The sequence below is a fragment of the Myxococcus sp. RHSTA-1-4 genome (assembly GCF_020037125.1).
GTDB lineage: Bacteria > Myxococcota > Myxococcia > Myxococcales > Myxococcaceae > Myxococcus.
The window spans coordinates 151,342-173,132 of record NZ_JAIQDG010000022.1 but is presented as its reverse complement, the minus strand read 5'-3'; the positions used below and the strand labels follow the sequence as shown (position 1 = coordinate 173,132).

16 protein-coding genes are annotated in these 21,791 nt (G+C 70.9%); 6 read left to right on the top strand and 10 right to left on the bottom strand.

Annotated elements, in window-relative coordinates; translation table 11 throughout:
* Nucleotides 1-76 precede the first annotated feature (76 nt).
* Genes K8638_RS27800 through K8638_RS27790 form a run of 3 tightly spaced genes read left to right on the top strand, consistent with a single transcriptional unit; the run spans nucleotide 77 to nucleotide 4,361 of the window.
* The gene (locus K8638_RS27800; protein WP_223757662.1) at nucleotides 77-808 is read left to right on the top strand and encodes an ABC transporter ATP-binding protein; all 732 of its coding nucleotides are present in this window, start codon (nucleotides 77-79) and stop codon (nucleotides 806-808) included.
* Nucleotides 805-3,168, top strand: a complete 2,364-nt coding sequence (locus K8638_RS27795) for an ABC transporter permease (RefSeq protein WP_223757661.1) — start codon at nucleotides 805-807, stop codon at nucleotides 3,166-3,168. Before K8638_RS27800 ends, K8638_RS27795 begins: the two co-directional genes overlap by 4 nt.
* Nucleotides 3,169-3,170: 2 nt before the next feature.
* A complete protein-coding gene (locus tag K8638_RS27790; RefSeq protein ID WP_223757660.1) occupies nucleotides 3,171-4,361 on the top strand; it encodes an efflux RND transporter periplasmic adaptor subunit in 1,191 nt (396 codons plus the stop codon).
* A 12-nt stretch (nucleotides 4,362-4,373) separates the two neighbouring features.
* Here K8638_RS27790 and polX read toward each other — a convergent pair whose 3' ends face one another.
* Complete coding sequence (gene polX / locus K8638_RS27785; protein WP_223757659.1) at nucleotides 4,374-6,146, bottom strand: DNA polymerase/3'-5' exonuclease PolX; 1,773 nt, start codon at nucleotides 6,144-6,146, stop codon at nucleotides 4,374-4,376.
* Nucleotides 6,147-6,259: 113 nt separating this feature from the next.
* A complete protein-coding gene (locus K8638_RS27780) occupies nucleotides 6,260-7,771 on the bottom strand; it encodes an ELWxxDGT repeat protein (protein ID WP_255662938.1) in 1,512 nt (503 codons plus the stop codon).
* A 207-nt stretch (nucleotides 7,772-7,978) separates the two neighbouring features.
* On the opposite strand from K8638_RS27780, the gene K8638_RS27775 reads away from it, so the two are divergent.
* Genes K8638_RS27775 through K8638_RS27765 form a run of 3 tightly spaced genes read left to right on the top strand, consistent with a single transcriptional unit; the run spans nucleotide 7,979 to nucleotide 10,692 of the window.
* Nucleotides 7,979-8,821, top strand: coding sequence for a hypothetical protein (locus K8638_RS27775; protein ID WP_223757658.1), 843 nt, complete (start codon nucleotides 7,979-7,981; stop codon nucleotides 8,819-8,821).
* A 13-nt stretch (nucleotides 8,822-8,834) separates the two neighbouring features.
* Entirely contained in the window at nucleotides 8,835-9,524 is a 690-nt protein-coding gene (locus K8638_RS27770) for a phosphoribosyltransferase (protein ID WP_223757657.1), read from the top strand.
* A 10-nt stretch (nucleotides 9,525-9,534) separates the two neighbouring features.
* On the top strand, nucleotides 9,535-10,692 hold the full coding sequence (locus K8638_RS27765; protein ID WP_223757656.1) for a CapA family protein: 1,158 nt from the start codon (nucleotides 9,535-9,537) through the stop codon (nucleotides 10,690-10,692).
* Here the strand turns inward: K8638_RS27765 and K8638_RS27760 are convergent.
* The 8 genes from K8638_RS27760 to K8638_RS27725 all read right to left on the bottom strand — a co-directional run bounded on the left by K8638_RS27760 (nucleotide 10,682) and on the right by K8638_RS27725 (nucleotide 21,790).
* Nucleotides 10,682-12,145 carry an RtcB family protein gene (locus tag K8638_RS27760; protein WP_223757655.1) on the bottom strand — a complete coding sequence of 488 codons (1,464 nt, stop codon included), beginning with the start codon at nucleotides 12,143-12,145 and terminating at the stop codon, nucleotides 10,682-10,684. The genes K8638_RS27765 and K8638_RS27760 overlap by 11 nt on opposite strands.
* A gap of 9 nt (nucleotides 12,146-12,154) precedes the next feature.
* Nucleotides 12,155-12,574 carry an archease gene (locus K8638_RS27755; protein WP_223757654.1) on the bottom strand — a complete coding sequence of 140 codons (420 nt, stop codon included), beginning with the start codon at nucleotides 12,572-12,574 and terminating at the stop codon, nucleotides 12,155-12,157.
* Nucleotides 12,575-12,631: 57 nt separating this feature from the next.
* Complete coding sequence (locus K8638_RS27750; RefSeq protein ID WP_223757653.1) at nucleotides 12,632-14,068, bottom strand: rhodanese-like domain-containing protein; 1,437 nt, start codon at nucleotides 14,066-14,068, stop codon at nucleotides 12,632-12,634.
* A 191-nt stretch (nucleotides 14,069-14,259) separates the two neighbouring features.
* On the bottom strand, nucleotides 14,260-17,067 hold the full coding sequence (locus K8638_RS27745; RefSeq protein WP_223757652.1) for a hypothetical protein: 2,808 nt from the start codon (nucleotides 17,065-17,067) through the stop codon (nucleotides 14,260-14,262).
* 6 nt (nucleotides 17,068-17,073) lie between these two features.
* Nucleotides 17,074-19,863: a hypothetical protein gene (locus tag K8638_RS27740; RefSeq protein ID WP_223757651.1), complete on the bottom strand. Its 2,790-nt coding sequence runs from the start codon at nucleotides 19,861-19,863 to the stop codon at nucleotides 17,074-17,076.
* A 153-nt stretch (nucleotides 19,864-20,016) separates the two neighbouring features.
* A complete protein-coding gene (locus tag K8638_RS27735) occupies nucleotides 20,017-20,475 on the bottom strand; it encodes a hypothetical protein (protein ID WP_223757650.1) in 459 nt (152 codons plus the stop codon).
* A gap of 9 nt (nucleotides 20,476-20,484) precedes the next feature.
* A complete protein-coding gene (locus tag K8638_RS27730; RefSeq protein ID WP_223757649.1) occupies nucleotides 20,485-21,240 on the bottom strand; it encodes a hypothetical protein in 756 nt (251 codons plus the stop codon).
* A gap of 34 nt (nucleotides 21,241-21,274) precedes the next feature.
* Nucleotides 21,275-21,790, bottom strand: coding sequence for a hypothetical protein (locus K8638_RS27725; RefSeq protein ID WP_223757648.1), 516 nt, complete (start codon nucleotides 21,788-21,790; stop codon nucleotides 21,275-21,277).
* Nucleotide 21,791 lies beyond the last annotated feature (1 nt).

Genomic DNA, 21,791 nt, shown 5'->3' with positions numbered 1-21,791 from the left:
ACGGGAGCCCCCGCCTGCCACCCTGGCGACACCGGCCTGCCCTGGAGGGAGGACGCGGGTGCCTGCCCGAGTGGACATGTTTCCCCGCATGGGCTCCGGCTCCGACAAGGCCGTGCTCGTGGCGCGTGGCCTCACCAAGGTCTACCGCACGGGCGAGGTGGAGGTGCACGCACTGCGGGGCGTGGACCTGGACCTCGCCGACGGCGAGCTTGTCGTGCTGCTGGGCCCTTCGGGCAGCGGCAAGTCCACGCTGGTCAACATCCTGGGCGGGCTGGACGTGCCCACGTCGGGGGAGCTCACCTACCGCGACCATGACCTGGGCCGCGCCGACGAGCGCGAGCTGACGCGCTACCGCCGCGAGCACGTGGGCTTCGTCTTCCAGTTCTACAACCTCATCCCCAGCCTCACCGCGCGCGAGAACGTGGCGCTGGTGACGGAAATCTCCGAGCACCCCCTCACCCCGGAGGAGGCGCTGGCGCGGGTGGGGCTGGAGCAGCGGATGGACCACTTCCCCTCGCAGCTCTCGGGCGGAGAGCAGCAACGGGTGGCCATTGCCCGCGCGGTGGCGAAGCGGCCGGACCTGCTCCTGTGTGACGAGCCCACCGGCGCCCTCGACTACACCACGGGCAAGCGGGTGCTGGAGACGCTCTCACGCGTCAACACGGAGCTGGGCACCACCACCGTCATCATCACCCACAACGCAGCCATTGGCGGCATGGCGGACCGGGTGCTCCGCATGGCGGACGGACGGCTGGTGTCCGAGGAGCGGCCGGCGCGGCGGCTCGGCCCGGAGGAGCTGAGCTGGTGAGGGCCCTGGAGCGGAAGCTGCTGAGGGACCTCGACCGCCTGCGGGGGCAGGCCCTCAGCATCGGGCTGGTGGTGGCGAGCGGGGTGGCCATCTTCGTCGCCGCCCTCAGCACCCACGACTCGCTGTCGGAGAACCGCCACGCGTACTATGCGCGCCTGCGCTTCGCGGACGTGTTCGCCTCGCTGACGCGCGCCCCCGAACCGCTGGTGGAGCGGCTGGCGCGAATCCCCGGCGTGGCCGCGGTGGAGGCGCGCATCGTCGAGGACGTCTCGCTGGACGTGGAGGGAGCGCGTGAGCCGGCCGAGGGGCGCTTCGTGTCGCTGCCCCGCGAAGGCGCACCGGGCCTCAACGGCCTCTCGCTCCGCCAGGGACGGCTTCCCGCCCCGGGCCGCTCCGACGAGGTGGTGGTGGGCGAGCCCTTCGCCACCGCGCACCGGCTCGTGCTCGGGGACACGCTCGTCGCGCTGCTCAACGGCAGGCGCCAGCGGCTGCGGGTGGTGGGGCTGGGCATGTCCCCCGAATACATCGCCGCCATGCGCCCGGGGGCCGTCCTCCCCGACGACCTGCACTTCGGCGTGCTGTGGATGGAACGTGACGCCCTGGCCGCCGCGCTGGACATGAAGGGCGGCTTCAACGACGTGGCGGTGGCGCTCGCGCCAGGGGCCTCGCGAGCGGCGGTGCTGGAGCGGCTGGACGTACTGCTGGCGCCCTACGGCGGACGGGGCGCGTACGGGCGCGACGAGCAGCCCTCGCACCGCTTCGTCAGCGACGAATTGGAGGAACTTCGCACCGAGGCCACCCTGCTGCCCGCCATCTTCCTGGGCGTCGCCGCCTTCCTCCTCAACGTGGTGGTGAGCCGGCTCGTGCAGACGGAGCGCACGCGCATCGGCACGCTGAAGGCGCTTGGCTACGGCGACACGCGGCTGGCGCTGCACTACCTGGAGTGGGTGGGCGCCACCACCCTCGCGGGCGTGCTCCTGGGCATCGCCCTCGGCGCGTGGCTGGGGAAGGCCTGGGCGGAGATGTACGCGGGCTTCTTCCGCTTCCCGGAGACGCTCTACCGGCTGCGGCCCTGGATTCCCCTCGCGGCGGCGGCCGTGGCGCTGGTGGCGGCGGCGCTGGGGACACTCACCTCGGTGCGGCGGGTGGCGCGGCTGGCCCCCGCCGAGGCCATGCGGCCCGAGGCGCCTCCCTCCTTCCGTCCCTCGGCGCTCGAGCACGCGGCCGTCAGCCGGCTGGCCTCGGCGCAGGCGCGCATGGTGGCGCGAAGCCTGGCGCGGCGGCCGCTGCGCTCGGCGCTCTCCGTGGTGGGCGTGGCGGCGGCCACCGGCATCGTCCTGGCCGGCGCTTTCTGGCGGGACGCGCTGGGCCACCTCGTGGACGTGCAGTTCTCCGAAGTGCAGCGGGAGGACGCCACCGTCACCTTCAACCGGCCCGTCTCGGAGCGCGCCGCGAGGGAGCTGCGGCACCTGCCAGGAGTGCGCACCGTGGAGGGCATGCGCGCGGTGCCCGTCGCGCTGCGCGCCGGGAGCCGCTCCCGCCGGGTGGAGTTGCTCGGGCTGCCGCGCGACTCGCGGCTGCACCCGCTGTTGGACGCCCGACTGCGCCGCGTGCCGCTGCCTTCCGAAGGCGTGCTGTTGTCGGAGCGGCTGGCCACACGGCTCGGCGCACGCGCGGGGGACGTGCTGCGGGTGGAGGTGCTGGAGGGCAACCGCCGCGAGCGCTCCGTACGGGTGGCCGGTGTAGTGGACGAGCCGCTGGGGTTCGCGGCGTACATGGACACGGGTGCCCTGCACCGGCTGCTGGGTGAGGGCCCCGCCCTCTCCGTGGCGCTGCTCACGGTGGATCCGCGCCACGAGCGGACGTTGTACGCCCGGCTGGAGGAGCTGCCCACCGTGGCGGGGGTGACGCTCAAGCGCGCGTTGGTGGACACCCTTCACGAGACGTTCTTCCGCGTGCTGCTCGTCTTCAGCGGCATCCTCACCGCCTTCGGCTCGGTCATCGTCGTGGGTGTCGTCTACAACGGAGCGCGCCTGCTGGTGGCGGAGAAGGAGCGGGAGTTGGCCAGCCTGCGAGTGCTCGGCTTCACTCGGCGGGAAATCTCGACGGTGCTGCTGGGCGAGCTGGCGGTGGTGCTCGTAGCCGGAATCCCCCTGGGACTCGCCTTCGGCTACGGGCTGGCCGCCCTCGCCCTCACCGTCATGGGGCCGGAGACAATGCGTATCCCCCTGGTCATCGCTCCGGGCACCTACGCCTTCACCGGGGTGGCGGTGGCGGTGGCGGGCGGGCTGAGCGCGCTGCTCGTACGGCGGCGGCTGGACCGGCTGGACCTGGTCGCGGTGCTCAAGACGCGGGAGTGAACATGCGGCCCTGGAATCGACGCGTGGGGTTCGGGCTGCTGGCACTGGGCGTACTGGCGCTGGCGCTGCTGCTGCGCCCGTCCCCGGCGCGAGTGGAGGTGGCCGAGGTGACGCGGGGGGAGTTCGTGCGGGCGGTGGAAGAGGATGGCAGGACGCGCGTGCGTGAGCGCTACGCCGTCAACGCGCCCCTCACGGGCATGCTGGACCGCAGCCGGGTGAAGGCGGGTGACGCGGTGGAGCCGGGCACGCTGCTGGCCATCATCCATCCCCTCGTCCCTCCCTTGCAGGACGTGCGCACGCGGACGGCGCTGGAGGCCCGCGTGGGCGCGGCGGAAGCGGCTCGGGAGCAGGCACGGGCCGCGCTGTCCCGGGCGGAGGCGGGGCATCGCTTCGCGCTGTCGGAGGTGAGTCGCGCGCGGGTGCTGGAGCGCCAGGGGGCGGTGACTGCCCGCGAGTTGGAGCGCGCGGAGCTGAAGCTGCGGGAGGCGGCGCGGGAGCTGGAAGCGGCACGGGCCGGGGAGCACCAGGCGGCACACGAGCTGGAGCAGGCTCGCGCGATGCTCGGCGGAGGCCCGGGGGTGGGGGGCAGCGGGAGTGGAGGCTGGGAGCTGCGCTCGCCCATCCGGGGCGCGGTGCTGCGGGTCTTCAAGGAGAGCGCGGGCTTCGTCGCCTCGGGCGAGCCCCTCTTCGAGCTGGGCAACCCGGAGGCGCTGGAGGTGGTGGTGGACCTGCTCACCACGGAGGCGGTGCACGTGCGGCCGGGGCAGGAGGTGGAGCTGCTTGACTGGGGGGGCCGGACGGAGCTTCGGGGCCGGGTGCGGCGGGTAGAGCCCTCGGCCGTGACGAAGGTGTCCGCGCTGGGCGTGGAGGAGCAGCGCGTGGACGTGCTCATCGACTTCACCTCTCCGCCGGAAACCTGGCGCACGCTGGGAGACGGCTACCGCGTGGAGGCGCGCATCGGAGTCCAGCGCACCGCGGACGTGGTGAAGGTTCCCGAGGGCGCCCTCTTCCGCCAGGGGGACACCTGGGCCGTGTTCGTCGTGGAGGACGGCCGCGCCCGCGCGCGCACCGTGCGCGTGGGAGAGGACAATGGCCTGGAGGTCATCGTGGAGGAAGGGCTGCGCCCCGGCGAGCGCGTCATCCTCCACCCAGGGGACACCGTGCGAGAGGGCGCTCGTGTCGCCCCGAGGTAGGTCCTCCGCGCGTCACGGGTGGGCGTCCGTGGGCGGATAGGAAATCGGTGCGGCCGCCCGGCCCACACCGCGCGGATGGAGCCACGCGTGGCGGAGCTGCTGGAGCGTCCGGGTGTTGAGGACCTCCGAGGCCTCCAGCCAGCCTCGCCGCGCCGTCCACACGCCATAGCGGAGGTTGGACAGGTGGCTGACGTGGTGGCTGTCCGAGGAGATGACGACGGGCACGCCCGCGGCCTTCGCCACCCGGCACGCCCGGTCCGTCAAATCCAGCCGGTCCGGCATCGCGTTCACCTCCAGCGCCACGCCGTGCTCACGGGCGGCCTCCAGCACCCGCTCCAGGTCGAAGTCATACGCATCCCGCGTCCCCAGCAGCCTGCCGCTCGGGTGGCCCAGGACGTGGACCACTCCCGAGCGGAGCGCCCGGCAGATGCGCTCCGTCATCTCCTCGCGGCCCTGGTGGAAGGCCGAGTGGACGCTGGCCACGACACAGTCGAGCGCGGCGAGCAGCTCCAGCGGCAGGTCCAGCGTGCCGTCGGGGAGGATGTCCACCTCCACGCCGGCGAGCAGGTGCGGGCGCCCGCGCAGCGTCTTGTCCTTGCGGCGCAGCTCCGCGGCGTGGAGCGCCAGCGGACCCGCGGCGAGCCCGCGCGGCCGCGAGCGGGAGTGGTCGGTGATGGCCAGGTAGCGGCGTCCCAGCCGGCGGGCCTCGTGGACCAGCGCGTCCACGTCCGAGCGCGCGTCCGTGGACGCATCGCTGTGTACGTGCAGGTCCCCGAGGAGGTCCTCCACCGTCACCAGGTCCGGAAGCGTGCCCGCCTCCGCGGCCTCCAGCTCCCCCTCCCCCTCGCGCAGCTCGGGAGGAATCCACGGCAGTCCCACGGCGCGGAAGACCTCTTCCTCCGTCGCCCCGCCCAGCCGCCGGCCCTTGCGGTCGAAGACACCGTACTCGTTCAGCTTGAGGCCCCGGTGCACCGCGCGCGTGCGCAGCGCGATGTTGTGGGCCTTGCCACCAGTGAAGTAGTGGAGCGCCGCGCCAAATGACACCGGGGCCACCACGCGCAGGTCCGCCTGCAGGCCTCCGTGGAGCCGCACGGTGCACTTCGTGGGACCCGACGCGAGCACCTGCCCCACCTCCGGCGCCCCCGTGAAGGCGCGGCTCACCGGACCGGGCTCCAGCGTCGCGACCAGCAGGTCGATGTCCCCCACGGTGTCCCTGCGGCGGCGGAGGCTGCCGGCCACCTCCACCCGCGCCACCTTCGGAACGCGGCGCAGCCGCTCCACCAGCGCCTCCGCCTGTGGCAGGGCATGGTGGAGCGGTGTGCGCCCCCGCCGCGCCTCGTACCGCTGGATGGCATGGAGGATGCCCTCCGCCCGGCGGCGCCCCAGGTGCGGCAGCGCGGCGAGCCGCCCGTCGTGGCAGGCCGCCTCCAGGCCCGCGACGTCCTGGATGCCCAGCTCCTTCCAGGCGAGCGCCACCGTCTTCGGGCCCACTCCCTCCAGCCGGAGCATCTCCAGGACACCGGGGGGCACGCGCTCCGCGAGCTGGTCATGCTCCGCATAGTGCCCCGTGACGAGCATCTCCTGGATGTGGTCCGCCAGGCGGGCGCCCACGGAGGGCAGCTCCGTCAGCCGGCCCTGCCTCCACAGCTCGGACAGGGGCTCGGGCAACATCTCGATGAACTGTGCCGCCTGCCGGTACGCGCGGACCTTGAACGGGTTGCCCCCGGTCAGCTCCAGCAGGTCCGCCATCTCGGCGAAGACCCGTGCGACGTCCGCGTTCTCCACGGCCTGCCTCCGAGGGGCCCGTGCGCCCCGCCTGCCCACTCACGAACATGGGCAGGCGCGCACGCCGGAGCAACGGCCGGCCCCCCCGGCGAGCGTACCGGTGGGCCCCCGGCTCAGTGGTCGTCCCCGTTGCACTCCCCTTCGGGCCGGAAGGGCAGCGCGTACAGCTCGCGGCCCTTGCGCGCGTTCTCCGCGGAGAAGAAGACGTCCCAGCCGGAGCGCACGAAGTCCCGCGGGTTGGACGAGGCGGCGCCGGGGGCAATCTCCTCGAGCGGCACCGTGCCCGCCGTCGTGCCGTTGCTCACCCAGGGCTCCCGCCCGTGGCCGGACGTCTCCGCGCTGAAGAAGAGCCAGCCGTAGATGGCCGTCAGCTCCTCCGGCGAGGAGCCCGTGGCACCGGGCTCGACGTCCTTCAGCAGCACCGTGCCCGCCGTCGTGCCGTCGCTGCGCCACGGCTCCCGGCCGTGCACGCCGTCATCCGCGGAGAAGTAGAGGTAGCCATTCGACGCCACCAGCCCGCGCGGCGACGAGTCTTCCGCGCCCGGACGGATGTCCTTCACCATCACCGTGCCCGCGAGGGTGCCGTCGCTCTTCCACAGCTCATCCCCCCGGTAGTCGGGGGGCGCGGTGTCGAAGTCGTGCCCGGACGCGAAGTAGAGCTTCCCCTTGAACTCGGTCAGGCCGTTCAGCGGCCCCGGGAACCGCCGGATGGAGACCGTGCCCGCGGCCGTGCCGTCCGACACGTAGAGGTACTCGTCCGGCTCGTCGATGTTGCGGCTGAAGAACAGCCGGCCGCCCACCTCCGTCATCTCGTCGATGGTGTTGTCCTCCCCCGTGCGAATCAGCTCCTCGAAGCCCGCGGCGGTGCCGTCGGTGCTCCAGAACACCAGGTCGGCGATGGACAGGTCCGGGGTCGCCACGTAGTACTGGATGTAGAGGTAGTCGCCCGCGACGGCCATCTCGAACGACCGGTTCTCGGCACCCGGCTCGGTGGTGAGGTCCCGGACCATGAACGTGCCGCCGGGAGTGCCGTCGCTGCGCCATACCTCCCGGCCGTGCACGCCATCATCCGCGGCGAAGTAGAGCAGCCCGTTGAACTCAATCAGGCTCTCCGGCTCCGAGCCGGCCGGGCCCGGGTAGATGTCCTTCACCCGCTTCGTGCCGGAGCGCGTGCCGTCCGTCTTCCACAGCTCGCGGCCCGTCGTTCCGTCGTCCGCGGTGAAGAAGACGGTGTCCCCCACGCGGGTCAACAGCTCCGGGTCCGAGCCGGCCGGGCCCGGGCGGATGTCCTTCACCTTCTTCGTGCCGGGCCCCTGCGTGCCGCTGCTCTTCCACAGCTCGCGGCCGTGCGCCCCGTCATCCGCGGCGAACAGGAGCGTGCCGTCGGCGTGGGTCAGCTCCGTCGGGTTGCTGCTCGCCGCCCCCCGGTAGATGTCCTTCACGCGCTCGGGCTCCAGGGAGCAGGGCTCCCACCGCCGCTCCTCCGCCGCCTCGGTCTCACCGGCCTCCGTGTCGGCCAACCCCTCCCCCTCCGACGCCACCTCCAGGCCTCCTCCGCAGCCGGCGAGCGCCATCGCCGACACCGTGGACACCAGAATGGAGACCGTCCCCCCACGCCTCTTCATATCCCGACCCCCTCGTAACTCGCCGGCTCCCATGAGCGCGGACCGGGCAGCAACCTGCGGAGCGCCCGCCTGGGAACCCATCGTTCGCGGGTCGCACGCGAGCGTTCGCGGACGTCGCGCCGGAGCGCCCCTACCTTGAAGAAGGCACGAGGCACAGCGCCTGTCGTGGCGAGGCCCGGGCCGTGGAAGGAAGAGAGGTGCCGGAACATGGAGACGACGACGCAGTCTCGCGAAGTGCCTCGGACACCCCGCCCTCCGCTGGAGCGGCCGACCTCCTTCCTGGGGCCGGCGCTTGGCATGGGGGTGACCCTGGGCCCCTCGCTGGTGCTCGACCTGATGTGGGCTTCGGCGGTGACCGCGACGCTCCTCGGTGGGCGTCCGAGGAGCCGGGCGTTCCGGGTGGCCACCTCCGTGGCGTCGCTCATGCCGTGGGGCTGGCTGCTCCTCCGCCCGCGAATGTTGTACTGGGGAGCGAACCCGGCGGAAGTCACCCGCGCCCTCCCCGGAGACGGAATCGTTCCCAACCCGGTGGGAGGGAGCACGCGTGCCATCACCATCGACGCACGTCCCGAGGACGTCTGGCCGTGGCTGGTGCAGATCGGCTTCCGCCGTGCGGGCTGGTACAGCTACGACCTGCTGGAGCAGGCAGCGGGTGCCGGGCAGTTCGTCGAGGGGCACTCCGCGGAGCACATCCTTCCGCGGTTCCAGGACCTGAAGGTCGGGGACATCATCCCCATGAGCCGCTGGACGGGGATGCAGGTGGCGGAGTTGGTGCCGGCGCGCGCGCTCGTCCTCCGGTCGGTGATTGAGGAAGAGGCTCCGCCCTGGGGCGTGTCGAGCTGGGCGTTCGTGCTCGAACCCATCGGAGGGAGGAAGACGCGCCTGCTGGTGCGCGGCCGGTCGGGGGGAGATCCGCGAAGGTGGGGGATGCGGGCACTGGGCCAGCTCATCGAGTTCCCTCACTTCGTCATGGAGCGGAAGATGATGCTGGGTCTGAAGAAACGGGCCGAGAAGGCGGCGCACGCGCTGGGTGCCGCCACCTGGGCCTGAAGAGGGGGCCGACATGTACTTCGAGGACCGAATCGATGCGGGCCGCAGGCTCGCGGAGCTGCTGCTGGAGCGGGGCTATACGGGTGAGAACACCATCGTCCTGGGGTTGCCCCGGGGCGGCGTCCCGGTGGCCTACGAGGTGGCGGCGGCGCTGGGCGCGCCCCTGGACGTGTGCGTGGTGCGGAAGGTGGGCGCGCCGGGCTTCGAGGAGCTGGGGATGGGCGCGGTGGCGGAAGGCGGCATCGCCTTCCTCAACCCGCGGCTGATGGAGGAGGTGGGCGTCACGGAGGACGAGCTGAAGGAGACCATCCGGCGAAAGAGCGCCGAGGTGGAGGAGCGCGTGGCGCGCTTCCGCGGGGGCGCCGAGCCGCCCGCGCTCGAGGGGAAGACGGTCATCCTCGTCGATGACGGAATCGCGACGGGAGGCACCGTGCGGGCGGCCATCCAGGCGCTCCAGGTGCGGCGGCCGGGACGCCTCGTCCTCGCCGTCCCCGTGGCGGCGACCCAGACGTTGGAGGAGCTCCAGCCCCGGGTGGACGACGTGGTGTGCGTGTTCCCGACACCGGAGCTGTATGCCATTGGCCAGTGGTACTCCGACTTCCGCCAGGTGCCGGATGAGGACGTGGTGGAACTGCTGGAGCGGGCCCGGAGCACCCTGCCCCGGGGACGGCCCTCCCCGTCCACCGAGCCCGCCCACGTCTAGGAGCCGGGAGATGACTCCGTCCCAGGGGGCACTCACCCTCTTCCTGTGCGGCGACGTGATGACCGGGCGAGGCGTCGACCAGGTGCTGCCCCACCCCGTCCCTCCGAACCTCTACGAGTCCTACGTGCGGGATGCCCGGGTCTACGTCGAGCTGGCGGAGGCACGGAACGGCCCCATCCGCGCGCCCCTCGGCTTCGACGCCATCTGGGGCGACGCGCTCGCCGCGCTGAAGCAGGCCGCGCCGGACGTGCGGTTGATCAACCTGGAGACGAGCATCACCACCAGCGAGGCCTGGTGGCGGGCCAAGGGCATCCACTACCGGATGCACCCGGCGAACGCCCCGTGCCTCACGGCGGCCCGCATCAACTGCTGCGCGCTGGCGAACAACCACGTGCTGGACTGGGGATACGCGGGGCTGCGCGAGACGCTGGCCACCCTCCGCCGCCTGGGCATCGCCACCGCCGGAGCGGGCGAGGACGTGGATACAGCGCTGCGGCCCGCCGTGCTGGACCTGGGCTCCAGGGGCCGCGTCATCGTGTTCTCCTTCGGAGAGGACGGCAGCGGCGTTCCACCGGACTGGGCCGCGACGGCGGACACGCCCGGTGTGGACTACCTGCCGGACCTGTCCCCCTCCACCGCGCGGCGCATCGGCGAGCGGGTGGCGTCCGTCAAGCGCGCCGGGGACGTCGTCATCGCCTCCATCCACTGGGGGGGCAACTGGGGCTACAGGGCGCTCCCCGAGCATCGGGCCTTCGCCCATGCCCTCATCGAGAAGGCCGGAGTGGACCTCATCCACGGCCACTCCTCCCACCACCCCCGCGGCATCGAGGTGCACCAGGGCCACCTCATCCTCTACGGCTGCGGTGACTTCCTGAACGACTACGAGGGCATCTCCGGCTACGAGGACTTCCGCGGCGACCTGACGTTGATGTACTTCGCGTCGGTGGACCCGGCGACGGGCCGGCTCGTCGGCCTGCGCATGCTCCCCATGCAACTGCGCCAGCTCAAGCTCCATCGGGCCTCGAGCGCCGACGCCGGGTGGCTGTGCGGCGTGCTGGACCGGGAGGGGCGCTTCCTGGGGACCGGGACACGCCTGGACGAAACCGGCGCGCTCGTCCTCCAATGGGAGCAGGCCTCGTGGCCGGCGGCGCCCCCGCTCAGCCCTTGAGCACCGCCAGCGGCACCAACCGCGCCACCTTCCGGGCGATGCCCGCCGTCTCCACCGCGTCCACCACCCGGTCCACGTCCTTGTAGGCCGTGGGGGCTTCCTCCGCGAGCTCCGCGTTCGACGGGCACTCCACGATGATGCCCCGCGCGTTCAGCGCCTTGCGCAGCTCCGCGCCCACCACCTGCCGCTTCGCGGCGGCCCGGCTGAGCTGCCGCCCCGCCCCGTGGCAGGCACTGCCGAGCGAGATGGACCGGGACTCGCCCTGCCCCGCCAGCACGAAGGACGCCGTGCCCATGCTGCCGGGGATGAATACCGGCTGGCCGGCCTCCGCGTAGGCCGAGGGCAGCTCCGGGTCCCCCGGGCCGAACGCCCGCGTCGCGCCCTTGCGGTGCACGCACAGCTGCTGCCCGCCGTACGTCTCCACCTTGGCGATGTTGTGGGCCACGTCATAGACGACTCGCGGCCACGCCTCGGCGCGCTCACCGAGCCTTCGGCCGAACACCTCGCGCACGCGGTGCGTGAGCACCTGCCGGTTGGACCACGCGAAGTTGGCCGCGGCGCACATGGCCGCGAAGTAGTCCTGGCCCTCGGGCGAGGAGAATGGCGCGCAGGCGAGCTGCCGGTCCACCAGCCGGATGCCCTCCCGCGCCAGGACCTGGTCCATCTTCCGCACGGCATCCGTGCAGACCTGATGTCCCAGCCCGCGCGAGCCCGTGTGGATGAGGACGGTGAGCTGCCCCTCGAACAGTCCGAAGGCCGTGGCGGCCTCCGCGTCGTGGATGTGCTCCACGCGCTGCACCTCGATGAAGTGATTGCCGCCGCCCAGGGTGCCGAGCTGGTCATGCCCCCGCTCCCGGGCCCGCACGGTGACCCGCCCCGCATCCGCGCCGGGCAGGTGCCCCCCCGCCTCGATGTGCGCGAGGTCCTCCCGGCTCCCCAGCCCCAGCACCTCCACCACGTACGGAACGCCTTCGTCGAGGACCCGGTCCAGCTCCGCCGCGCTCAGCGACAGCCGCCCGTGGCGGCCGAAGCCCGTGGGAATACTCCGGGCCAGGTCATGGGCCAGGGCCGGCAGGACCTCCTTCAGGTCCTCGTGGCGCAGCCCGGTGGAGAGCAGCCGCACGCCGCAGTTGATGTCGAAGCCGATTCCCCCGGGAGAGATGACGCCGTCGGGCAGCAACGTGCCCGCCACGCCGCCCACGGGGAAGCCATAGCCCTCGTGCATGTCCGGCATGCCGATGGCGAAGCCCTGGATGCCCGGCAGCGTCGTCACGTTGACCAGCTGGACGATGCTGCGGTCCTGGGTCATCCGTTGAAGCAGCTCCTCGTCGGCGACGATGCGGGCCGGCACGCGCATGTCCGCGCGGAAGCTCATGTCCAGCTCATGGAGCGCCGGGCCAATCTGGCGAAGAAGCGGCGTGGGCTGCTGTGGGACTTCGACGGTGGGTTCCATGCTCGCCTCTCACACGTCGAGCACGACGGTGGCGTTGAAGCCTTCTTCGTGCTCGCGAATCTCCAGCCCATGGAAGGTGGCGGCCTTCACCGCGGTCTTCAGCACCTCGGGCGTGAAGCCGCGGATGCGCGCGCGAAGCTTCCGCTCGGAGACGTCGTCCACCACGATGTGCGTGTAGACCCGCTTCTTCGTGTCCGCGCGGGAGATGAGCTCGTTGAGCCAGTCGACGAGCAGCGCCTCGGTGTCCGCCGACTCGAGCGTGACCTGCTCTTCCTCCGCGTCGCGCGGCGGCTCCGGCGGCGACTCACCGAGCATGAGCTCGGCCAGCGCATACCCCGACTCCTCGAAGAGCTCCGGCAGGCTGGTGCCCTCGACGCGGAACTGGACCTCGGCGGTGTGAGGTTCGAACTGGTAGGTCCCCGGCTGCACGGCCACCTCCCCGGTTGGTGGGCTCACTGCTCAAGGTGGAGGCCCCCACGCTCCGGTTCAGTACGGCGGCGAGGAAGCGGTGCGGGCCTCCTCCGCGGAGGAGGGAGCCGGCTGGGCCCTCCTCACGCCCTCCTCCACGGGCAGGTCCTGCATCTTCCACGCGGTCATCCCGCCGAGCACGTTGGCCACCCGCCGGAACCCGTTGCGCAGGAGCAGGCTGGTGGCCAGCCCCGCGCGGTGGCCCACGCTGCACACCACCGCGACCGGGTCCTCCGTCCTCAGCCCCAGCTCCGGCAGCCGTGCTTCCAGCCCGCCCACGTAGGCATGGCGCGCGCCCCGGATGTGGCCCTCCTCGAACTCGCCCACCTCCCGCACGTCGAGCACCTGGTAGCTCGCGGCATTCACATGAAGCTCGAGAGGGGTGAGCGTCCCGCTCCGCTCGATGGGCTGCCCCGCCCTGCGCCAGGCGCCGAAGCCACCGGAGAGGAGGCCTTCCACCCGGTCCAGGCCGATGCGCGCCAGCGCCAGCACCGCCTCGGCCGGGTCCGCCGCTTCCGGCAGCACCAGGAAGAGAGGCATGTCCTCGCGGGCCACCCAGCCGCCGAACAGGGGCAGGCCCCCCAGCCAGACGCTCACCGAGCCGGGAATGTGGCCACCGGCGAACGCCTCGGGCTCGCGCGTGTCGATGACGAGCCCGCCCAGCGCGGACCTCGCGAAGTCTCGCGGGGACAGCATCGGGACGTCGTGTGGGTTCCAGGCCAGCGGGTGGCCTCCCGTCAGATTGAGCTCCTCCATGCGCGTGAAGTAGGGCGGCCGCGGCAGGCGCTCGTGCAGCTTGTGCTGGATGAAGTCCTCGCGCCCCAGGACGAACACGGGATTCTTGTGGCGCTCGACGCCCAGCGTCGTCAGGTCGCGGTCGGCGATGGCGCTCCCGCACACCGAGCCCGCCCCGTGCGCGGGGAAGACGAGCGCCTGGTCTCCCAGGGGCAGCACCTTGCGGTGGAGCGAGTCGTAGAGGTGCCCGGCGTTCTCCCCGGTGTGCTCGACGCCGGGCAGGTCCGTGCGTCCTGTCTCCCCGGCGAAGAGCGCGTCACCGGTGAAGACACCCCAGGCCACCGAGCGGTGGGGGTCCAGGTAGACGGACCAGCTCGTGCTCTCCGGGGTGTGGCCGGGCGTGTGGAGGGCCTCCAGGGTGAGGCTCCCGAGGTGGAGCCGCTCGTGCTCGCCGAGCCGCATGTCGGCATACCCGGTGATGGGGTGCTTGCCCGCGACCACCGGGGCACCGGTGCGCCGGGCCAGCTCGGCCGTGCCCATCACGAAGTCCTCCTGGCGGTGCGTCTGGAGGATGTAGCGGAGGCGCAGGCCCTGGGCCTGGAGCACCTCGAGGTACACGTCGACGTCGCGCCGCGGGTCGACCACGAGCGCGTCGCCGTCGCTGCCGAGCAGGTAGGCCACATGGGCGATGCCGGGCGTCTTCAGGGCCTGGAAGAACATGGCTGGAGTCCCCCCCTTCTGAACGAGGCTGTGCGCGGCGGGCCCGGATGGCCAACCCGCCGAATCCCGTCTCCATGGAGGGCGGCCGGGCAGGCCGGCAGCGGGCGCCGCGGCCGGCCCCCGGGTAGGGGTGGACTGTTGTCCAGTCACCCACTCCCCGGACCCGGTCCCCTGACCTCGGGGCGGCCGGGTCAGTTACTCGGATGAAGGGGCCTCCCCGGTGACCGCCGGGGGCGCCTGGAGTCCGGGAGCAGGAGGTAGCGTTCGAGCTCGCGCAGCAGGGCGTCCGCCCGCTTCCGGGCCGTCGGCAGCCAGGCCACGGTAAAGCGGGCATCCATGCCCATCTTCTGGATGTTCTCCAGCCACGAGTGCACCACCCGCTCCGGATAGCCCGCGGTGAGGGCCGCCTCGAACAGCAGCGAGTATTCGTGCAGCAGCCAGGTGCTGAACGTCATCGGGTCGTCCGAGCCCACCGCGATGGGCACCGGCGGAGGTTCCTTCTCCTGACGCTCCGGTGGGAAGAGCCGCAGGATGGGATGGTTGCGCAGGTCCAGCATGTCTCCCGTCAACAGGTTGCTGGACGGGTTCACCTCGACGACGATGTTGCGCAGGCCCACTCCCCGGCGCAGCGCGTTCTGCGCGGCGTAGAGCGCGGCTATCTCCGAGGCATCCAGGGTGATGTCCACCAACTCCTGCCCACGCTTGAAGGTCTGTTCATCCTCCCGGTAGGCCCGGATGATTTCACGGACCTCCATCGGGTAGCGCACGTGGCGCGGATCCAGGGTGTGCAGCGCGCGGGTGAGGGACTCCAGCCCTCCCTCCTGGCTGCCAATCCTCGACTCGGGCCGGCTCAGGAGCCGGTGCAGGATGTGGTGGGCCTCGGCCATCACCTGTGGTTCGTAGCACCTGCCGAAGATGTTGCTCGAGAGCTCGCGGATGAGGTTCTCCACGTGCTCCGGGCGCCCGGGGGGCGCCTCCGCCAGGAAGTGGGGCGCGATGCGGTAGCCGCTGTACAGCCGCCACTCGAAGACGAGGTCCCACATCCGCTCCTCGGCGGGCGTCATCACCGAGCCCGCCGACTCCGCCCACAGGCGCGGCTCCACGCCCAGCGCCGTGGCGTGCCCCAGCCGCCCCCCGAAGCGCTCCAGCAGGTACTGGATGCACTCGAAGACGCGCCGCAGTCCCTCCATGAGGTGGCGGTAGTCCTCACCTACGTGCGCCGTCAGCCGCAGCGGCGGGGCTCCGTCCGCCGCGGGTGACATGGAGGCCAGGGTCGCCTGCCGGTGGATGTAGCGGTAGAGGGGCACCAGCACCCACGTGGGCACGCTCAGCTCGTCCGCCGCCACGTCCAGCCCCCGCACCAGCCAGAGCGCCTGCGGCACGGCACCCAGCAGCGCCGCGATGGACCGGGCCCTGACGGACTGGTCCGAGAAGAAGCTCGCGAACCGGCCTCCCAGCCGCAGTCCCCGCTGGGCGCGGGGCTCGGCATGCGTGCCCAGCTCGGCCGCCGGCGGAGCTCCGGTGGCCCAGCGCTGCTCCGGGTCTCTCTCCTTGACGAAGTGGAGGATGACCCCGAACTCGGGAGCCCGCGCGCCATACCGCGGGCCGTGGCTCTTCTCCAGCACCCGCGTCCACGAGCGGGTGAGCTCATGGAGGTCCTCGGCCAGCGAGAAGGAGTTGGCGTGGGGCGTGATGCGAACCTCCAGCGAGGAGAGCGGCCTGCCCCGTCCCGCCACCTGGTAGGACACCTCGGCGCGCGCGGCGCGCAGGGGCTCGCGGGCCCACCAGAGCCGGTCATAGAAGCGGACGAACCACTGCAGGCCGGACGTCAGCGGACGCTGCACCACGGTGCGGTAGTAGATGCACCGCACCCGCTGCACCTGCCAGAAGAGCTGGTTGAAGTAGTGGTAGCTCGGGTCATTCCGGGCGCGCGCCCGCTCGCGCTCCAGCCACTCCAGTCCGTGGCGTATCAGCCAGCGCTCGCCGCCATTGGGGTTGCTCAGGCCCAGGCGCACGGCGATGGGGTCGCACCTGCGCCACACCTCGTCCACCGTCTCGGGCCGCTTCGAGGCGAGCCAGGACGCCGCCGGGTGGAGGCTCCCGTAGAGGTCCTGCAGCGCGTAGTACTCGGGCAGCTCCGAGACCTGTCCCCGCGAGAGGGCCTGGAGCGTCTCGTTCAACAGCCGGGCACGGGCCTGGGGCCAGGAGGGTGAGCGGTAGAGGCGCTCGAGGAAGTCCTTCAACCCGGCGCCGGTACCGGAGCATTGGAGGAGGAACTCGGCGAGCACACAGCGGGCCACGGCGGCGGCCACCAGCCAGCGCAACAGCCGCTCCCCCAGGTCGAAGGGAAGGTCCGGGCTGTTCGCCGCGCGGGGGGAGAGCGTCGAGTCCGTCAGCTTCGCCAGGAGCGAGGCCCACAGCAGCGGGAAGTCCATGCCCGCGCCCACGTGGTGGTGCACCTCCGGCGCCCCGCGGTCCACCAGGTGTTGCAGCAGCAGGGGGTACTCCACGTTCACCTGCGTGGGAGGCACCTCCGTGGGCGCGGCCGCGAGCAGCAGGTCCTCCGGCAGGGCGAAGGTGAGCCAGCGGTAGTGGATGTACGCGTCGAAGGCATTGGCGTCGTGCCGCTGGCTGAGCACGGTGATGCCCGGGTAGGCGTCGAGGAAGTCGCGCGACAGGTCGCGCAGGTAGCGGGTCATGGAGACGGGGCCGGTGGCCACGTTGCGAGGGGCGTTCGGCCCGCAGCCGAACCAGAAGAAGTCCCGCGTCATGATGAGCCGGTCCAGGGACCAGCCGCCGGCATGCTGCGCGAGTTCCTTCTCGCAGGCGCTCCACAGGTCGCGGGTCTTCCCCTCGAGCGTGGGGTCCAGCTCCACCATGGAACTGCGGAAGGCCTCGACGCGGCCCAAGGGAAAGCTGGCGATCTCCGCCCGGAGATAGGCCTCGGGGACGCGCCGGGGCGCCAGGGGGATGCCCGGAGGCGTGACGACGTCACCCATGGCCGCTCACTCCCAGGTGTCGCGCCAGGTCTTCCAGGCGCCGTCGGCCCATGCCGGCTTGGAGAGCTCCCCGGCCGTGTCAGGGCTGTAGGCCGCCTGCGCTGCCGCGCGGACCATGGCGTACCGGCGCTGGGTAAGCAGCGTCGCGTTGTGCTTCCAGGCGGCCGACAAGGGGTGGACGGCCTGGGAGGCGCTGAGGGCCTGCTCCAGCCCCAGGGCGTTACGGAAGGAGTTGCCGCTGTCACCGGGCATGAGCTCGGGTTCCACCATCAGGGGCAGGAACAGCTCGAGCCAGTCGCGCGCAATCCGGGGCCTGCCGTAGCGAACTCGCTTCGACTGGGTCTCTGCGTGGAGCGTTTGGACACCTTGGACAACCGCTTTCTCGTAGCCGTCCGTTGTCTCCAGCAGCTTCTTTTCATCGAGAGGAGGCGATTTCCCAGCCTGGTCGCAAAGTTCGTGGAGCCTGCTCCAGTTCCATTCACCGCGGCCGCTGCCCGCCACCGCGCGGACGTTGTCCACCCATGCGGCCAGGATGAGCCGGAAGAGACAGCGCTCCACACTGTCGGACCAGCTCTTCGAGTTCTGGAGGAGACAGTCGATGCGCTGGGTGAACGCCTTCCACTGCATGGTGAAGATGAAGGAGTCGAAGTAGGTATCCCATTGGGGAAGCAACCACTGGAAGTTGAGCTCGACGATCGAGTCGGCATGCAACAGCGCCTCGTGCCTCGTCACGACGAGCTCGGGCGTCACGTCGAGTGGCGCCAGCTTGCGGTTGAGCACCCGCGACTGATTGGAAATCACCAGCAGGTCGTGCAACAGCATGAACCAGCCAGACACCTGCGGGGGAATGGGGACGCTGCGGTTGGGATGCTCCAGGTCGTGCAGTTCGAGGATGATGTCCTTGAAGTAGCGCAGGTGCAGCTCGCTGCGGAGCATCACGTCGCCGTGCTTCTCCCGCTTGCTGTTCACTCCCAGCTTGCCGCGCCACTCCAGTGCATCGGACAGCGCAGACAGTTTGATGCGTTGTATGGGCTCGCCGGTCAGGTCCAGCGTGACGCGTCCCGCCGGATCGCGACGAATGACTCGATGGAGGAGTTGCTCGCTGCCCCAGCTCGGCAGGTCACTCTCATCAATGGCCATCAGCAGCATCCGATGGGCGATATCAATGGCCAGCGTCTCGAAACCGCGCTGGGCTCTGCCTGCCGCCGTGTCGCGCTGATCACATGCATCTTGAAGCTGGCACGCATGGCGAGCCTCCTGCCAGAGATCCAGCGCGGTTCGCGCGGACATGGACAGGGCGAGCTTCGCCGCGTACGTGAAGACGGGGAGTCTATCCGGCTCCTTCCGCGCGTGCGCCTCCTGCTGCTTGCGGAACTCCTCCAGGGGCTGCTGGCCGCCGTCCGAATCGACGTAGAGTGCACCCTGCTCATCGACGCTCAGGAGGTGTTTCCGCTTCTCTCTGGGGCCACCCAACTCCTCCTCTTTCTCCTCCTTTTCCCTCTCCATGGCATCGAGGAGGTGCTTCAGCAGCAGCCCATTGTCCGCCTCGACGAGAAGCCGCTCACGGACGTCGAAGAGGTCGGCGAAGCGGTACGGATCCTGGTCGCGGGCCCCGGACTCTTCCTGGTGGGGGGCCTTCAGGCGGAGCGCCTCCAGATACTCCCAGAGTGGCTTTCTTCCCGAGGCCGTACCTGCGATGGAGGCAGGAGCGTAGAAATCCCAGACCGCCTGTGGAGACAGGGGCTCGATTTCGATGCGGTGCACCAGGGGCAGCACCCTGCGCATCGCGGCGGCGGCCTGCCGCCGGGCAATGGACCGTGTCTCGTCCTGCTCCTTCGGGCTGGGGGCGGCCTTGCCGGACTCGGCCAGTTCCGCCTGGAAGGTCCGCTCGAGGAAGAGTTGGAACTCCTGGCGCCCGGAGGCGAGGACGAACCAGAGCCTCCGGCTGGCCACCATCCGCGTCAGCTTCAGGATGAGGTGGAGGTGCTGGATGCTCCGGTCCACGTTGTCGATGGGCAGGACGAGGATGACTCCCTCGCTCGATTCACTTCCGTACCTGCGCCGCGCGAGGTGTCTGGACACAGCGTCAATGGCCCCGAAGAGACGGCTCCGGAAGTCGGCGTAGATTTCGGCTGCCTTGAGCTGGTACTCGGCGCGCTGGCGGGCGTCCTGCCCCTGCACCGGCTTGTCGTCCCACATGAACGTGGCATCCCGGACAAGCGTGTCGACCTTCCCCCACGGGTCGTCGGCCCCCTCTTCGGGAAGGACGGCGGGGATGAGCTTCTGGCTCTTGTTCCCGGAGAGGTCGAGCTCCAGCGCGTCGCGCACACGCACCAGCAGGGTGGCCAGCAGGTTGGCCTCCGCCGGCAGGGGCTCCATGTCCAGGGGCTCCAACCAGACCATGTGCCGCGTGAACTCCTTGAGCTGGCTGCGCAACTCACGCGCCTGGGTGGACGTTTCGATTTCCGGGAGGAAGTCATCGGGCTGCCGGAAGGCGTAGGCGGCGGACAGCAGGACCGTCGTCTTCCCAAAGCCCCTGTCGCCAGCGACGAGCACGCTGGTCGCGAGCTGCTCCCGGGTGGCCCGGGAGGTATCCGAGGCGTCTGGCTCTCTCGACGCCCCGGCGTCTCTCGTGGGGAGTGAGCGGACGGCCGAACACAGCCATTGGATGAGGTCCCTGGTGGCCTTCTGGGTCGTCGGCAGGAGCTCGTTCCACTTGAGCGGCAGTGCCTCCGGCCTGGGACTGCGGTCGGAGCTGGAGCGTGGAGTCGAGGCACTTCCCGCGTCGTTGGCCATGTCGTCCCCTCCTCCGGGCCGATAGTCGGCCTCGTGTAGGTGGGACATATGGAGCCCGGTGGTCATGCACGACAACGGCCGGAGGGAGGGACGACCGTCAATAATTGCCACGCTGTGCGCGTGTGGATGTTCCCCCTGCCCCGGGGGGCGTGCTCACCGGCGAGAAGCGCCTCCCATGTGCTCGATGGCCCGGCGCACCGCCTCCTCCAGCGAGTCGCAGCGCTCCAGGTGTGGATGGTGGTACTTCACCGCCGCCCAGATGTAGTTGCGGCCCTGCACGTCGGGTTCGACGTGGACGAAGGCCTTCACGCCCCGGCCGGCGAGCACGCCCAGCTCGAAACGAGCCGCCAGCGAGGGCCTGCTGCCCGCGAAGTGGACGACGGCGCATCCCGCCCTGAGCAAGGCGTCCTGCTCCTCTGTCACCAGTTGGTCGATGAGCGCCTGGTGCGCGTCTCCGTTCTCGTGGGTGATGCCCTCCCAGCGCGCATCGCTGGGGTCGTGCCAGGGGACGTTCGCCGCGTCGAGCAGCACCTTGGCGCGGCGGCGCCACTCCGCGCCGTGACTGCCGTAGAGCGCGACATATGTGCCGCGCGGATGGATGGGAGGCGTCATGGTTTCCTACTACTTGTCCTGGGAGGTGAGCGTTGGATCCTCATCCGGCCGGAGGAGCCGGCGCGTGATCCGCGCTGTCGGCATGGCCAGGAAGTTCACATAGAGCCGCAGGGCCCGGGCCCGATATTGGGAAAGGGCCGCCTCCCTCCCCCACCAGTAGAACAAGACGGCCAGCAACAACAGGGGCGCGACCCACGTGCCGAGCTCCTCGAAGTAGACCAGGACATGGCCCAATAACACCAGGATGACCGAGACGCAGACAATCCCTGTCGCCTTCGCCGCGTCGACGAAGCGGTACGTGTCCGTTGGATCGATGCCTCCGAGGATTTCGTAGAGCACGTAGTCCGAGGCCTCCTGAAGGTTCCTCAGGTCCCCGACCGCCTCTTCCTCGACGAGCCGCTGCTTCACCTTGGCACGGAGCTCCGTGAGGGCCCGAGCCTCGCTCACCACGGAGCGGCTGAAGCGGGTGGTGGGGTCGAAGTTCCGCTTCAGCATGTCGTCGAAGAGGAGCTGCTGGATGGCGCCGAGTGCGTAGCTGAGCCCGATGGCCAGCAGGATGAAGAGGGTGATGAAGACCGACGGCTTGCCCTCCCCCTCCAGATAGCCGCGGAAGTCCTTGAACCAGGCCCCCGCAGGTTCCCCGGTCAGCGCGGCCCGGATGAACTCCCCCAGGACCACGATGGCGAAGAACGTCATGGAGGGCGCGAACTGTCTGCGGATCAGCCCCTCGAAGGTCTGGAAGATGCTCTGGATGGTCTGCTCCATTACGTGCGTGGCTCCTCTGCCTGAGGGGGAAGGCTCACGGAGCCTGGGTTCCCGCGTCGGCGCCCGCGTCCTTCGGAGGCGGAGCTCTCTCTGCCCATGTCTTGTCCTCGGTCCTGGCTGGCTCCTTGGGCGGGTTCAGCAGGCGGGCCGCGTTTCGAGGGGCGAGGAGGACGACCAGTGCGGCGATGACAACGAGAATCAGTCCCACGGTCCCGGGACCGAGCGCGGGCTGCTCATCAGTGACCCACGTGACGCGCGTGGAAGCGGACGCCGCGGAGTACAGGAGAATCCCCAGCCCGGCGGATGCGCAGACGAGGGCGAAGGCGAGGGCTGCATGACTCGACCGTGTCGCCTCCCGTGTGGTCATCACCTGCTGGAGCCGTACGCACTCGTCGGGGGACAACGGCTTCACCGCGCCCGTCGTGTTCGGACTGTCTCCCTGGATGCCACGCTCGGGTCCGCCGGTGCAGGCACTGCTCAGGCCAAAAGCCAGGGCCAGGACCGCGGCCACGGCCCCGGAGTAGAGGGCTATCTTCGCGCCTTCTGGCATC